Consider the following 17,261-nt stretch of genomic DNA (forward strand, 5'->3'; position numbering starts at 1 on the left):
ATGCATTTCAGCGAACTGATGGCTGCCATTTCCACCCATGCGATCCGCCTTCAACAGGAAGATGAAGACCTGGTCATTCTGGGCAGCGACGACGCGCTGGATGACGCGTTGTGGGACAGCCTCGCGGCGCACAAGGCGCAATTGCTGGAATTGGTTGCCCAACACGGCGGCGACTGGCTGAGTCCTGCGTTTCGCATCACCCCGGACATGCTGCCGCTGGTGAAGCTGAATCAGGACGCGCTTGACCGCATCGTCGCCACGGTGCCGGGTGGCGCGGCTAACGTACAGGACATTTATCCGTTGTCCGCGTTGCAGGAGGGCATGCTCTATCACCATCTCTCGGCTGCTGCCGGTGACCCTTACATCTCGCAAGCGCGCTTCGTGTTCGACAGCCAGCAACGGCTGGACGCTTTCGCCGACGCGCTGCGTTGGGTGGTCAAACGTCACGACATTCTGCGCACCTCGTTCGTTTGGGAATACCTCGACGAAGCGGTGCAAGTGGTCTGGCGCGAGGCGCCGCTGGTGTGTGAAGAAGTCAGTGTCGACAGCGGCGCCGATGTGCTGACGCAACTGCTCGAACGCCACGACCCGCAGCACTTCCGTCTCGACATGCAGCAAGCGCCGTTGCTGCGCATGGTCTATGCGCAGGATCCTGCTCAGGGTCGCGTCGTTGCGCTGTTGCTGTTTCATCACATGATCATGGATCACGTGGCGCTGGATGTACTGCGTCGGGAAATTCAGGCCTGCCTGCTCGGGCAGACCGCGCAAGTGGCCGCGCCGGTGCCGTATCGCGATCACTTGGCCAAGGCGCGCAGTGCCGGCAATGAACCGGCGCAGGAGGCGTTTTTCCGCGACATGCTCGCCGACATCGACGAGCCGACGCTGCCCTGCGGTCTGCAGGATGTGCAGGGCGACGGCCACGCCATCGAGGAAGCCGCGTTGATGCTCGACAGCCGCTTGAGCCGGCAGTTGCGCGAGCAGGCGCGGCAGTTGGGCGTGAGTGTCGCGAGCCTGACGCATCTGGCGCTGGCGCGTGTATTGGGGCAATTGTCCGGGCGTACGGCGGTGGTGTTCGGCACCGTATTGCTCGGGCGGATGGACGCGGGCGAGGGCGGTGAGCAGGCGTTGGGGATGTTCATCAACACCTTGCCGCTGCGCGTTGATGTCGGTGCACAAAGCGTGCGTGCCGGCGTGCGGGCGACCCATCAGCGCCTGACGGCGTTGCTGGCGCACGAGCAAGCTTCGCTGGCCCTGGCCCAACGCTGCAGCGCCGTCGCGGTGCCGACGCCGCTGTTCAGCGCGATTCTCAACTACCGGCACAGCAGCGTCGAAGAAGTCGCTGACGTGGTCGACATTGCCCCCGGTGTGCAGGTGCTCGGTGCGCGCGAGCGGACCAACTATCCGCTGACGATCAACATTGATGACCTCGGTGTGGACTTGCGCATCACCGCGCTGGCGGATGCAGCACTGGGCGCCGAGCGCATGGCGGCTTATTTGAACACCGCGCTGGAGAGTCTGGCGGCGGCCCTGCAATCCAGTGCCGATGTGGCGCTGCAAGAGCTGAAAATCCTCCCCGCCAGCGAACGCGAACACCTGCTACACGACAGCAATTTGCCGCTGTCGCAGTGCCCCGACACCCCGCTGATCCACCAGCAATTCGAAGCCCGGGCACAGGCCCGCCCGGACGCTACGGCGCTGATCTTCGAAGGGCAAACGCTCAGTTACGGCGAACTCAATCATCGCGCCAATCAGGTCGCCCACCATTTGCTGGCGCTGAACATTCGCCCTGACGACCGTGTCGCCATCTGCGTCGAGCGCGGCCCACAGATGATCGTTGGCCTGCTCGGCGTGCTCAAGGCTGGCGCCGGTTACGTGCCGATTGATCCGGCCTATCCGCTGGACCGAATCAGCTTCACCTTACAGGACAGTGCACCGGTGGCGGTGCTGATGCAGGCGGCGACACGCGATCGTGTGGCCGATCTCGAGGTGCCGCAGATCGACCTCGACAGCGCTCACCTCAAGGCCGAACTCGACAGCAATCCGCAGATCCCCGAACTGACCCCGGCGCATCTGGCGTACGTGATCTACACCTCCGGCTCCACCGGTCTGCCCAAAGGCGTGATGGTCGAGCACCGCAACGTGGCGCGGCTGTTTTCTGCCACCCAGGACTGGTTCCAGTTCAACCAGCAAGACATCGGCGTGCTGTTCCATTCTTTCGCCTTCGACTTCTCGGTGTGGGAAATCTGGGCCGCGCTGGCATTCGGCGGGCAATTGCTGTTGATCCCGCAAGCCGTCAGCCGCTCGCCGGACGACTGCTATGCATTGCTCTGCGAAACCGGCGTGACCGTGCTCAACCAGACGCCGAGCGCATTCCGCCAACTGATCGCCGCGCAGGGCCGCAGTCAGCTTCAACACTCATTGCGGGAAGTGATTTTTGGCGGTGAAGCGCTGGAGCCGGGCTTACTCAAGCCGTGGTATGCGCGGGTCGGCAATTCCGGCACGCGGCTGGTGAACATGTACGGCATCACCGAAACCACGGTGCACGTGACCTATCGGCCGTTGCAGGCTGCCGACGCGCAGTTGCTCGGCGTCAGCCCGATTGGCGTGCGCATTCCCGACCTGCAACTGTATGTCCTCGATGCGCAGCGCGAACCGGTCCCTGCCGGCGTGATTGGCGAGTTGTACGTCGGTGGCGCGGGTGTGGCGCGCGGTTATCTGAATCGCGAAGCACTGACCGCCGAGCGTTTTATCAATGATCCGTTCAGCGAAAACGCCCAGGCGCGGTTGTATAAAACCGGTGACCTCGCGCGCTGGGCCGCCGATGGCAGCCTCGAATACCTGGGGCGCAATGACGATCAGGTGAAGATTCGCGGTTTCCGCATCGAACTGGGCGAAATCGAAGCACGCCTGTGCGCTTGCGAAGGCGTGCGCGAAGCCGTGGTCATCGCCCGTGAGGAAAGCCCCGGTGATCAGCGTCTGGTTGCCTACTGGCTGGCCGACGAAGGCGCCGCGCCGGATGTGGCGCAATTGCGCGATCAACTGCTGGTTTCGCTGGCTGAGTACATGGTGCCGAGCGCCTTCGTGCGTCTCGAGAATTTCCCGCTGACCGCCAATGGCAAGCTCGACCGCAAAGCCTTGCCGGCACCGGACAGCGAAGCGTTTGCCCGACGGGGTTTCCAAGCGCCGGTCGGTGCCGTGGAAAATCTGATTGCCGAACTCTGGCAGACGTTACTCGGTGTCGAGCAGGTCGGTCGCCACGACAATTTCTTCGAACTTGGCGGTCATTCGCTGTTGGCGGTGAAGCTGATCGAACGCATGCGCCAACAGGATCTGCATTGCGACGTACGCGTGTTGTTCGGTCAACCGAGCGTAGCAGCGTTGGCGGCGACCTTGAGCAGCGAACGGGTCATCGTCGTTCCCGACAACCTGATCGAACCGGGTTGCACGCGCATTACTCCGGCGATGCTGCCGCTAGCCAATCTCGATCAGGCCGCGATCGATCGTGTCGTTGCAACTGTGCCGGGCGGCATCGCCAATGTGCAGGACATCTATGGGTTGGCGCCGTTGCAGGCGGGGATTCTCTATCACCATCTGGCGACCAGCGCCGGCGATCCGTATGTGTTGCAGGCGCAATTTGCCTTCGACGGTCTGGCGCAGATCAAAACCTTCGTTCGCGCCTTGAACGGCGTGATCAAACGCCATGACATTCTGCGCACCGGCATTGTCTGGGAAGGGCTGGAAGAGGCGGTACAAGTGGTCTGGCGTGAGGCACCACTGGCGCTGGAACGCGTTGATGCCGATGAACTCGACGGCGACGTGCTGGAGCAGATGCAGGCGCGTTTCGATCCACGCCACTATCGTCTGGACCTCAATCGCGCGCCGCTGATGCGCTTTGTCTACACCGAAGATCAGCCGCACAACCGTTGGATCGGCATCCTCCTGATGCACCATATCGTCCTCGACCACACCGCACTGGAAGTGCTGGTCGCGGAAATGAGCGATGTGATGCTCGGCCATAGCGTCGATCTGCCGCCGCCGGTGCAGTACCGCCACTTTGTCGCGCAGGCGCGGCTCGGCGCCGATGATCGGGTCCACGAAGCGTTCTTCCGCGAGATGCTCGCCGACATTGACGAGCCGACTGTGGCCTTCGGTTTGCAGGACGTGCACGGCGACGGCAGCGCGATCCTCGACAGTCATGCCGAGCTGGACGCCGGCCTCGGCCAACGTCTGCGTGAGCAGGCGCGGCGGCTGGGTGTCAGCGTTGCCAGCCTGGTGCATCAGGCCTGGGCTCAGGTGTTGGCACAGGTTTCCGGCCAGCAAGACGTAGTGTTCGGCACTGTTTTGCTTGGGCGCATGCAAGGTGGAGAGGGCGCTGATCGGGCGCTGGGCATGTTCATCAACACCTTGCCGTTGCGCGTCAGTGTCGAGGCGGACTCGGTAGAAAGCGGCGTGCGGAGTACCCATGCACGTTTGGCGCAATTGCTCGGCCATGAGCAAGCCTCGCTGGCACTGGCTCAGCGTTGCAGTGGTGTCGCCGGGTCGCAGGCCCTGTTCAGCACCTTGCTCAACTACCGCCACAGTGCGGCGGATTCGGCCGCTGTAGCGTGGGATGGCGTGCAGATTCTCAGCTCGCGCGAGCGCAGTAACTATCCGTTGGTGGTCAGTGTCGACGATCTCGGCGAAGGTTTCCGCTTGAGTGTGCAGGCCGTGCCGCAGGTGGACGGTGTGCGAGTCTGCGATTTCTTGCAAACCGCGTTGCACAGTCTGGTGACGGCGCTGGAGTACACGCCGCAGGCGCCGTTGCAGCAGCTGTCGATCGTGTCGCCGGGCGAGCGGCAACGGGTGCTGGTCGGCTTCAACATCAGCGGTCGTGAATACCCGCCCGCACAAACAGTGCCGCGTCTGTTCGAAGCGCAAGTGGCGGCGCATCCCGAGGCGCTGGCGGTGGTGCAGGGCGAGCAACAGCTCAGCTACCGCGAACTGAATCAGCGCGCCAATCGCCTCGCCCATCACTTGATTGGCCTCGGCGTGCAAGTCGACGATCGTGTTGCACTGTGCCTGCGTCGTGGCCCGGACATGCTCGTCGCACTGCTGGCGATTCTCAAGGCCGGCGCCGGTTACGTGCCGATTGATGCGGATTATCCCGCAGAACGAATTGCCTACCTGTTGCAGGACAGCGACCCGATCGCGGTGCTGGCGCAGGCCTCAACGCGCGACCTGCTCGGCAGGGTGCCGGTAATCGATCTGGACGCCAGCGACTGGCAGAACTTGCCTGACCACAATCCGCAACTGCCGAAGTTGACCCCGGCAAATCTGGCCTACGTGATCTACACCTCGGGTTCTACCGGGCAGCCGAAAGGCGTGATGGTCGAGCACCGCACTCTGGAAAACCTCGTGCACTGGCACGCTGAAGCCTTCGATCTGCACGCCGGCAGCCACACCGCCAGCGTCGCCGGTTGCGGTTTCGATGCCATGGCCTGGGAAGTCTGGCCGGCGTTGTGCGTCGGCGCGACTTTGCACTTGCCACCGCCTTCAATCGGCAACGAACACCTCGATGAATTGCTCGAGTGGTGGCGTGCGCAGCCGTTGCAAGTGAGTTTTCTGCCGACCCCGGTCGCCGAATACGCATTCAGTCGCGAGCTGGGCCATCCGACCCTGCGCACGCTGCTGATTGGGGGCGACAAGTTGCGCCAGTTCCCATGTGAGCAGACGTTCGCTGTGATCAATAACTACGGCCCGACCGAAGCCACGGTGGTCGCGACTTCCGGGCGCATCGAACCCGGACGGGTTCTGCACATTGGCCGGCCGATTGCCAATGCCAAGATCTATCTGCTGGACCGTCAGCAACAGCCCGTGCCGACCGGTGTGCAGGGCGAGTTGTATGTCGGCGGCGCCGGGGTTGCACGCGGTTATCTGAATCGCCCGGAACTGACGGCTGCACAGTTTCTCGACGACCCGTTCAGCGACGAGCCGCACGCGCGGATGTACCGCACCGGTGACCTTGCGCGCTGGCTGGACGACGGCAATATCGAATACCTGGGACGCAACGACGATCAGGTGAAACTGCGCGGTGTGCGTATAGAACTCGGGGAAATCGAAGCGGCGCTGACTGCTCACGAGGCAGTTCGCGAATGCGTGGTGCTGGTGCGTGACGGGCGTCTGGTCGCCTGGTTCACTGAAATCAAATCGGTCGAAATCGGCGACTTGCACCAGCATCTGCAAGCCCGACTGCCGGACACGTTGGTGCCGGCTGCATACGTACGCCTGGCCAGCCTGCCGCTGACCGCCCACGGCAAACTCGACCGCAAGGCCTTGCCCGAGCCGGATCAGGATGCGTGGCTCAGCCGTGAATACGAAGCACCACAAGGCCCGGTCGAAACAGCGTTGGCGCAGATCTGGGCCGACGTTCTGAACATCGAACAGATCGGCCGTCACGACAACTTCTTCCAACTCGGCGGCCATTCGCTGTTGGCGGTGAGCCTGATCGAACGCATGCGTCAGGCCGGTTTGAGCGCCGATGTGCGCGTGCTGTTCAATCAACCGAGCCTGGCCGCGCTGGCGCGGGCCTTGGGCAGTGGCCGGGAAATCGCGGTGCCGGCCAATCTGATTGCGGCCGATTGCACGCACATCACTCCCGACATGCTGACCCTGACCACACTCGATCAGGCCAGTATCGATCGTATCGTCGCCACGGTGCCGGGCGGCGCAGCCAACGTGCAGGATATCTATCCGCTGGCACCGTTGCAGGAAGGCATTCTTTATCACCATCTGAGCGCCGAACAGGGCGATCCGTACCTGCTGCAATCGCGTCTGGCTTTCGACAGTCTCGAACGTTTACAGACCTTCGCCGCACACTTGCAGCAGGTCATCGCGCGCCACGACATTCTGCGCACCAGCGTGATCTGGGAAGGCTTGCCGAGCCCGCAGCAAGTGGTCTGGCGCGAGGCGCAGATGGTTGTGCAGCAGGTGCCGCTGGATGCGCAGGACGGCGATATTCTCGAACAGTTGCACGCGCGCTTCGATGCGCGGCATTACTGCCTCGATCTGACCCTCGCGCCGCTGATCCGCATGGTCTACGCCGAGGATCCGGCGCAACAGCAAGTCGTCGCCATCGTGCTGTTCCATCACTCGATTCTCGACCATACCGCCATGGACGTGATCGGTCGGGAAATGCACGCGTTGATGTTTGATCAACTCGACACGCTGACGCCACCGATGCCTTACCGCAATTACGTGGCGCAGGCCCGCCTGGGCGCCGATGAGCAGGCGCACGAAGCGTTCTTCCGCGAGATGCTCGGCGATATCGACGAGCCGACCTTGCCGTTCGGGCTGCAGGATGTGCAGGGCGACGGGCGCGGCATCGAAGAAGCGCTGCAACCGGTCGATGCCGGGCTCAATTTGCGCCTGCGTGAACAGGCCCGGCAGTTGGGTGTCAGCCCGGCGAGCCTGATGCACATGGCTTGGGCGCAGGTGTTGGGCGTGGTCTCCGGGCGCCGCGACGTGGTGTTCGGCACGGTGTTGATGGGGCGCATGCAGGGTGGTGAGGGCGCCGACCGCACGCTGGGGGTGTTCATCAACACCTTGCCGCTGCGCGTCGATCTCGCTGAAGGCGTGCGCGCCGGGGTGAAAACCACCCATGCGCGGCTGACGGCGCTGCTCGGCCATGAACACGCGTCACTGGCGCTGGCCCAGCGTTGCACTGCAATGGGCGGTTCCGCACCGCTGTTCAGCGCCTTGCTCAACTATCGACACAGTGCCGCCGAGCAGCAGCCGCACGACGGCCAGGGGATCTGGCAGGGCGTGCGCATGCTTGGCGGTGAGGAGCGCAGCAATTATCCGTTGACCTTGTCGGTGGATGATCTGGGCGAAGGTTTTGCCTTGGATGTGCTGGCGGTTGCAGAGATCGGTGCGCAACGGATTTGCAGTTACATGCACACCGCACTGGAACATCTGGTGACGGCACTGGAAGAGACGCCGCAGCGTCCGCTCAACCGTTTGCCGGTGCTTTCGGTGGCGGAATACGAGCACTTGCTGGTTGGCTTCAACCAACACTCAGCGGCCTATCCGCGTGGCGCGACGATTCAACGCTTGGTCGAGGCTCAGGCCGAGCAGCAGCCGGAGGCACTGGCCGTGGTGCAGGGCGCGCAGCACCTGACCTACGCGCAGCTCAATCAGCGCGCCAATCGCCTGGCCCATCACTTGCTCGGGCTCGGCGTGCAGCCCGATGACCGCATTGCCGTGTGTCTGCGCCGTGGCCCGGACATGCTCGTCGCGTTGCTGGCGATCCTCAAGGCCGGCGCCGGTTATGTGCCGGTCGATCCAGCGTATCCGGCGGAACGCATCGCCTATCTGTTGCAGGACAGCGCGCCGATGGCGGTGCTGGCGCAGGCTGCGACGGTTGATTTGCTCGGCGCCGTGCCGCTGATTGATCTGGGCAGTCCCACCTGGCAGCAGCTGTCCGAGAGCAATCCGCAACTGTCCGCGCTGACTCCGGCGCATCTTGCCTACGTGATCTACACCTCCGGCTCCACCGGCCAACCGAAGGGCGTGATGGTCGAACACGCAACGCTGGAGAACCTGGTGCACTGGCACTGCGAGGCCTTTGACCTGCGCGCCGGCAGCCACACGTCGAGTGTCGCCGGTTTCGGCTTCGACGCCATGGCGTGGGAGGTCTGGCCGGCGCTTTGCGTGGGTGCGACCCTGCACCTGCCGCCGGAGTCGGTGAGCAACGAGCACCTCGATGAGTTGCTGGAATGGTGGCGCGCGCAGCCGTTACAGGTGAGTTTCCTGCCGACGCCGGTTGCCGAATATGCGTTCAGTCGCGACCTCGGCCATCCGACTTTGCGCACGCTGTTGATCGGTGGTGACAAGCTGCGCCAGTTCCCCCGCGAGCAGACCTTCGCGGTGATCAATAACTACGGCCCGACTGAAGCCACGGTGGTTGCGACTTCTGGCGCGGTCGAGGCCGGGCAGATGCTGCACATCGGTCAGCCGATGGCCAACGCGAAGATTTATTTGCTCGACGACCAGCAGCGCCCCGTACCGGTCGGTGTTGCAGGCGAGTTGTATGTCGGCGGTGCCGGTGTGGCGCGTGGTTATCTGCATCGACCCGAGCTGACTGCCGAACGCTTCCTCGACGACCCGTTCAGCGACGAACCGCAGGCGCGTATGTATCGCACCGGCGACCTCGCACGCTGGCTCGCCGACGGCAGCATCGAATACCTGGGGCGTAACGATGATCAGATCAAACTGCGCGGCGTGCGCATCGAGCTGGGCGAAATCGAAGCGGCGTTGAGCGCTCACGCGGCCGTGCAGGATTGCGTGGTGCTGGTGCGCGACGGCCAGTTGCTGGCGTGGTTTACCGAACGCCTGAGCGTCGACATCGAGGATTTGCGCAGTCATCTGCAAGCGCAGTTGCCGCAAGCTCTGGTGCCTGCCGCTTACGTGCGCCTGCAAGCACTGCCGCTGACCGCCAACGGCAAACTCGACCGCAAGGCGTTGCCGGCGCCGGATCAAACAGCGTGGCTGAGTCGCGAGTATGCCGCGCCACAAGGTTCGGTGGAAATCGTGCTGGCACAGATCTGGTCCGAAGTCCTCAATGTCGAGCAGGTCGGCCGTCACGACAACTTCTTCGAACTGGGCGGGCATTCCCTGCTGGCGGTGACGCTGATCGAACGCATGCGTCAGGTCGATCTGAGCACCGACGTGCGCGTGCTGTTCAGCCAACCGACTCTGGCCGCGCTGGCGGCGGCGGTGGGCAGCGGCCGCGAGGTTGCAGTGCCGGACAATCTGATTCCCGCCGATTGCACACAGATCACCCCTGACATGCTGCCGCTGGTGCAACTGGATCAGGCCAGTATCGAACGCATCGTCGCCACGGTGCCGGGTGGCGCTGCCAACGTGCAGGACATTTATCCGCTGGCGCCGTTGCAGGAAGGGATTCTTTATCACCACCTCAGCGCCGTGAAAGGCGATCCGTACCTGCTGCAATCGTGTCTGGCGTTCGACAGCGTCGAGCGTGTTCAAGCGTTCGCGGCGGCGCTGCGCCAGGTCATGACCCGTCACGACATCCTGCGCAGTGCGATTGTCTGGCAAGGCCTGCCGGCGCCGGTGCAAGTGGTCTGGCGGCGTGCGGAGTTGCCGGTTCAAGCCGTGGCGCTGGAGCCTGCGCAGGGCGAAGCCATCGATCAACTACGGGCGCGCTTCGATGCGCGGCACTGGCGTCTGGACTTGGGGCAGGCACCGCTGTTGCGTCTGGTGTATGCCCTCGATCCGGAACATCAGCGCGTCGTCGCTATGCTGTTGTTCCACCACATCGCCATGGACCACACCGCGCTGGCGGTGGTCAGCGCGGAAATGCAGGCGATTTTGCAGGGCGATGAGCAACTGCCGGTGGCCGCTGTGCCGTACCGCAATTATGTTGCGCAGACTCGTCTTGGTGTCAGCGAACAAGAGCACGAAGTGTTTTTCCGCGAAATGCTCGGCGACATCGACGAACCGACTCTGCCGTTCGGCCTGCACGATGTGCATGGCGACGGTAATGACATCGAGGAGGTCTGCCAGCCGCTGCCCGCCGTGGTGGCGCAGCGACTGCGCAGTCAGGCGCGCTTGCTCGGTGTCAGTGTCGCCAGTCTTTTTCATCTCGCCTGGGCGCGGGTGCTGGCGGCAACGTCCGGTCAGGAACGCGTGGTCTTTGGCACCGTGCTGCTTGGCCGGATGCAGGGCGGGGCGGGCGCGGATCGCGGGTTGGGCATGTTCATCAACACCTTGCCATTGCGTGTGGATGTTGACGAAAGCAACGTGCGCGCCGGGGTCAAGGCCACGCATGCGCGGCTCAGTGCGCTGTTGGCGCACGAACATGCTTCGCTGGCGCTGGCCCAGCGTTGCAGCGGTGTCGCGGCGCCGTCGCCGCTGTTCAGTGCAATGCTCAACTACCGGCATAGCGACAGTGAGGCCCGTCAGAACGCCAAGCGTGAATCCTTGCAGGGCATCGAATCCCTGGCCGGCGAGGAGCGCACCAATTACCCGTTGACCCTCAACGTCGACGATCTCGGCAGTGGCTTCCAACTGACGGTGATGACCCCGTCGCGCATCGGCGCAGCACGCATCAGCCAGTTCATGCAGAACGCGCTGGTTGCGCTGGCCGAGGCGTTGGAGCAGACACCACAGCAACCGTTGAATCGTTTGACGGTGTTGCCGGACGAGGAGCGACAGGCGTTGTTGTTCGGCCTCAACGCCACCGACGTCGATTACGATTTGCAGCAGACGCTGCACGGCTCGTTCGAGGCGCAGGTGCGACGTACGCCAGAGGCTGTGGCCGTCGTCGCCGGCGATCAGGCATTGAGCTACACGCAGCTGAACGAGCGCGCCAACCGCCTGGCCCGGTACTTGATCAGCCTCGGCGTGCAAGTGGATTCACGGGTGGCGATCTGCGTCGAACGCAGCCTGGAAATGGTCATCGGTCTGCTGGCGATCAACAAGGCCGGTGCCGCGTATGTGCCGCTGGACCCGGCCTATCCGCCGGAGCGCCTGACCTACATGCTCGAGGACAGCGCGCCAGCTGTGGTGCTGGTGCACGGCGCGACCCGTGCGTTGCTGGGTGAGATCTCGGCAGCGATGGTCGATCTCGACCAGATCACTTGGCAATCGCTGTCTGCCGACAATCCGCAAATCCCGGCGCTGACACCTCAACACAGCGCGTACGTGATCTACACCTCCGGTTCGACCGGCCAACCGAAAGGCGTGGTCAACGAACACGCCGGTGTGGTCAACCGCTTGCTATGGATGCAGGACGCCTATCAGCTGACGGCGGCCGATTCGGTGCTGCAGAAAACCCCGTTCAGTTTCGATGTGTCGGTGTGGGAGTTCTTCTGGCCGCTGATGACCGGCGCGCGACTGGTCATGGCGCAGCCCGGCGGGCACAAGGATACGCAGTATCTGAGCGAAGTGATCGAGCGCGAGCACATCACTACGCTGCACTTTGTGCCATCGATGCTCGATGTGTTTCTCGCCAACAGCGATACCACACGCTGCGACAGCGTGCGCCAGGTGATGTGCAGCGGTGAGGCGTTGCCGGGCAGTCTGGTGCGGCGCTTCAAGCTGCAACTGCCGGGCAGCGGTTTGCACAACCTGTATGGCCCGACCGAAGCGGCCGTCGACGTCACCGCGTGGGATTGCACCGGTTCCATCGAGCAGACGCCGGACAACACGCCAATCGGCAAACCGATTGCCAACACCCGCATGTACATCCTCGATGCGCAACAACAGCCGGTGCCGCAAGGCGTAGTCGGCGAGCTGTACATCGCTGGTGTGCAGGTGGCGCGCGGGTATCTGAACCGGCCTGAGCTGAGTGCCGAGCGCTTCCTCGACGATCCGTTCCAGCCTGGTGGGCGCATGTACCGCACCGGCGACGTCGCGCGGTATCGGCCGGACGACAATATCGAGTACCTGGGGCGTAACGATGATCAGGTGAAGATCCGCGGTCTGCGTATTGAACTGGGCGAAATTCAGGCACGTCTGGCCCGGATCGAAGGTGTGCAGGAAGCCGTGGTGCTGGCCCGCGAAGACGTGCCGGGCGACAAGCGTCTGGTCGCGTATTACACCGGCGAGCGCTTGGACATCGACCTGCTGCGCAGTCATTTGCTCGAGCACTTGCCGGACTACATGGTGCCCGCCGTGTTCGTGCATCTCGCTGCTTTGCCGCTAAGTCCCAACGGCAAACTCGACCGCAAAGCACTGCCGGCGCCGGATCAGCAATCGCTGAAAACCCGCGAATACGAAGCCCCGGTCGGCGAAGTGGAAATCACCCTCGCACGGCTCTGGGCCGAGCTGCTCAACGTCGAACGGGTAGGGCGCCACGATCACTTCTTTGAATTGGGTGGTCACTCATTACTGGCGGTCAGTCTGATCGGCCGGTTACGTCAGGAAGGCATGGAAGCCGATGTCAGGGCGTTGTTCGAACAACCGACCCTGGCCGGCTACGCCGCAATTACCGAAAGAATGGAGATCGTCCTGTGAATGTGCTCGAACTGTTGGCAACCCTGAAGGCAAAAGACATTCAGTTGGCGGTGACCGATGAGCAATTGCGCGTCAATGGCAACAAGCAGGCGTTGAGCGATCCGGCGTTGCTGGCCGCGCTGCGCGAGCACAAACCGGCGCTGATTGAACTGATCAAGGCCGGCCAATACTCGGCCACCCGCGTCGGCCAGATCGACGTTCCGGCCAACGGCATTCTCCCCGGCAGCACGCACATCACGCCAGCGATGGTGACCCTCGCTGAAGTGGATCAGCCGATCCTTGACCGTTTGATCGCCGATGTCCCGGGCGGCGCCGCCAATGTGCAGGACATCTATCCACTGGCGCCGTTGCAGGAAGGCATTCTCTATCACCACGCGAGCAACGAGCAGGGCGATCCGTACGTCATGCAATCGTACTTTGCGTTCAGCAGTCGTGAGCGTTTGCAGGATTTCGCCCAGGCGTTGCAAAAGGTCATTGATCGCCACGACATCCTGCGCACTGCCGTGCATTGGGAAGGGCTGGACGTGCCGCTGCAAGTGGTCTGGCGTCAGGCGCAGTTGCCGATGGAAGAAGTTGTGGTGCACGACGGCGAAAGCGCTGTACTGCAGCAATTGCACGAGCGTTTCGATGCGCGGCATTTCCGTCTCGACGTCAAGCACGCACCGATGATGCGGCTGGCCTACGCGTGGGATGAGGCCGGTCAGCGCGTGGTCGCGACGTTGTTGTTCCATCACATGGCGCTGGATCACTCGGCGCTCGATGTGGTGCGTCACGAAATGCTCGCCTGCCTCACCGGCGAGGATCAATCGCTCGGCCGGCCGGTGCCGTTTCGCAATTACGTGGCGCAGGCGCGGCTGGGCATCAGCGAAGCCGAACACGAGACGTTTTTCCGCGACATGCTCGCCGACATCGCCGAGCCAACGCTGCCCTACGGTTTGCAGGATGTGCAGGGCGACGGCCTCGGTATCGCCGAGCTGAGCCAGCCGATCAACCCGCTGCTCGGTCAGCGTCTGCGGGCGCAGGCGCGGCAGCTCGGCGTGAGTGCCGCGAGCCTGTTTCATCTGGGCTGGGCGCAGGTACTGGCGGTGCTCACCAGCAAGCAGAATGTGGTCTTCGGTACGGTGCTGATGGGCCGTATGCAAGGCGCCGAAGCCACCGAACGGGCGCTGGGGATTTTCATCAACACCTTGCCGCTGCGGGTCGATGTCGATGCGCGGGGCGTGCGTGCGGCGGTGGAGGCGACGCACAAACGCCTGACCACGCTGATGCGCCACGAGCACGCGCCGCTGGCACTGGCCCAGCGTTGCAGCGGCGTGGTCGCGCCGACGCCGTTGTTCAGTGCCTTGCTCAATTACCGCCACAGTCACACGGCGGCGACGGCGAGTGCCGAGACCCTGGCCGCTTGGGAAGGCATCAGCACGATCAGCTCCGAAGAACGCACCAACTATCCGCTGACCCTGAGCGTCGATGATTTCGGCGATGCCTTCAGCCTGACGTTGCTGGCCACCACCGAGGTCGATCCACAGCGCATCTGCGATTACCTGCAGTGCGCCCTCGAAAGTTTGGTGTTGGCGCTGGAACAGGCGCCCGATACCGCGCTCAACCAATTGCCCATTCTGCCGGCGGCAGAGCGCGAGCAGCTGCTGTTGGCGTTCAATGCCACTCACGCCGACTTCCCGGCGACGTTGACCATTGGCCAACGTTTCGAAGCGCAAGTGGTGCAGCGGCCCGAAGCCGTAGCCGCGCAATACCTCGGTGAGCAACTGAGTTATGCCGAGCTCAACCGGCATGCCAACGCGCTGGCCCATCATTTGATTGCGCTGGGAGTGAAGCCTGATGATCGCGTCGCCATCGTCGCCCGCCGTGGCCTCGATACGCTGGTCGGGCTGGTCGCCATTTTGAAGGCGGGCGCCGGTTATGTGCCGGTCGACCCGGCGCACCCGGCCGAGCGTCTGCACTACTTGCTCAGCGACAGCGCCCCCGTTGCCGTGCTGATCCAAAACACTCTGCGGGATCGCCTGCCGGCGCTGGCGGTGCCGGTGATCGATCTCGACCCGCGCACCTGGCCACTGAGCGAGACCTTTGATCCGCAGGTGCCGGGCCTGACCGCCGCACATCTGGCCTACGTGATCTACACCTCCGGTTCCACCGGCCTGCCCAAAGGCGTGATGGTCGAACACCGCACCTTGTCGAATCTGGTCGACTGGCATTGCAGCGCGTTTGATCTGTGCGCCGGTCGCCATACGTCCAGTCTTGCCGGGTTCGGTTTTGACGCCATGGCCTGGGAAGTCTGGCCGGCGTTGTGTGCTGGCGCGACTTTGCATCTGGCACCGACGCACGAGGGCAGCGAGGACATCGATGCGCTGCTCGAGTGGTGGCGCGCGCAGCCACTGGACGTGAGTTTCCTGCCGACACCGGTCGCCGAATACGCCTTCAGCCAGAACCTTGAACACCCGACGCTGCGCACGCTGCTGATCGGTGGCGACCGCTTGCGCCAGTTCAGCCGCAACCAGCAATTCGAGGTGATCAACAACTACGGCCCGACCGAAGCCACCGTGGTCGCCACCTCTGGCCGCATCGAGGCGGGCGACGCCTTGCACATCGGTAAACCGGTGGCCAACGCCACGGTGTACTTGCTCGATGAACAGCAGCGTCCGGTGCCGATTGGCGTCATGGGCGAATTGTATGTTGGCGGAGCCGGGGTCGCTCGCGGTTATTTGAACCGTGCCGATCTGAGCGCCGAGCGCTTCCTCCATGACCCGTTCAGTTCCGTGCCGAATGCGCGCATGTATCGCAGCGGCGACCTCGCGCGCTGGCGTGCCGACGGTACGATCGAGTACCTGGGGCGTAACGACGATCAGGTGAAAATTCGTGGTGTGCGTATCGAACTCGGCGAAATCGAAACCCGCCTCAATTCGTTGCCCGGCATTCAGGAAGCCGTGCTGCTGGCCCGCGAAGATGAACCCGGCCAACCGCGTCTGGTGGCGTATTTCACCGAGCAGAGTCAGGTTGAACCGCTGGCGGTGGCCGAGTTGCGCGCGCACCTGTTGACCCAATTACCGGATTACATGGTGCCGGTGGCCTTCGTCAGACTCGACGCACTGCCGTTGACCGCCAATGGCAAGGTCGACCGCAAGGCCTTGCCGAAACCTGAGCGTGCGGCGCTGTTCACCCGCGAATACGAGGCGCCGCACAACGAACTGGAAAGCGCCTTGGCGCAGATCTGGGCGCAGGTGTTGCAGGTCGAGCGAGTAGGGCGTCAGGATCATTTCTTTGAACTCGGCGGCCATTCGCTGTTGGCCATGCGCATGGTGTCCCAGGTTCGCCAGCGCCTTGGCGTGGAGCTAGCACTGGGCGATCTGTTTGCCAATGCCGAGTTGGCCGCGGTTGCCGAGGCGGTGGCCCAAGCCGGGCGCAGCACGCAACCGGAGATTGTCGCGGTGGCCCGTGACGGCGCCTTGCCGCTGTCGTTCGCGCAGCAGCGCTTGTGGTTTCTCGCACAAATGGAAGGCGCCAACACCGCGTACAACATCCCCATCGGCCTGCGCCTGCGTGGGCAATTGAATGAACAAGCGCTGCAACAGGCCTTGGCGCGCATCGTCGCGCGGCATGAAACCCTGCGCAGCCGTTTTGCCCAGTTCAATGACGAGGCGCAAGTGCTGATCGCGCCGGTCGACAGCGGTCTGCTGCTGCGCGTCGAAGATTTGCGCCAGCATCCGCAAGCCGACGAAACCTTGCAGGCGCTGATTCAGGGCGAAGCGTCCGGGCCATTCGACTTGCAGGACGATGCGCTGATTCGCGGTCGGTTGGTGCGCCTCGCCGACGATCATCACGTGTTGTTGCTGACCCTGCACCACATCATCTCCGATGGCTGGTCGATGGGGGTTCTGACCCGCGAACTGATGGCGTTGTATCAGGCCTTCAGTCATGGCCAGCCGGATCCACTGCCACCGCTGGCGCTGCAATACACCGATTACGCGGTGTGGCAGCGGCGCTGGCTCAGTGGTGAGGTGCTGCAGCGCCAAAGTGAATACTGGCAACAGACTTTGGCCGGCGCTCCGGCGCTGTTGACGCTGCCGACTGACCGCGTGCGCCCGGCACAGCAGGATTACGCCGGCAACACCGTCGACGTGGTGCTCGACGAACGCCTGAGTGCCGGGCTCAAGGCTTTGGCCCAGCGTCACGGCGTGACGATGTACATGCTCATGCTCAGTGCCTGGGCGAGTCTGTTGAGTCGTTTGTCC

Annotated in this window: 2 protein-coding genes (1 of these 2 only partly in view); both read left to right on the forward strand. The window is 63.4% G+C overall.

What is annotated here, in order from left to right; all coding sequences use genetic code 11:
• Positions 1-13,017: a non-ribosomal peptide synthetase gene (locus tag CKW38_RS03765; RefSeq protein WP_095111865.1), complete on the forward strand. Its 13,017-nt coding sequence runs from the start codon at positions 1-3 to the stop codon at positions 13,015-13,017.
• On the forward strand, positions 13,014-17,261 hold the beginning of the coding sequence (locus CKW38_RS03770; protein WP_095111866.1) for a non-ribosomal peptide synthase/polyketide synthase. 13,605 nt of this gene lie beyond the right edge of the window; 4,248 of the gene's 17,853 nt are visible here — the first part of the coding sequence; the start codon lies at positions 13,014-13,016; its stop codon lies beyond the right edge, outside the window. Before CKW38_RS03765 ends, CKW38_RS03770 begins: the two co-directional genes overlap by 4 nt.

The organism is Pseudomonas sp. Irchel 3H7, assembly GCF_900187605.1.
Lineage (GTDB): Bacteria > Pseudomonadota > Gammaproteobacteria > Pseudomonadales > Pseudomonadaceae > Aquipseudomonas.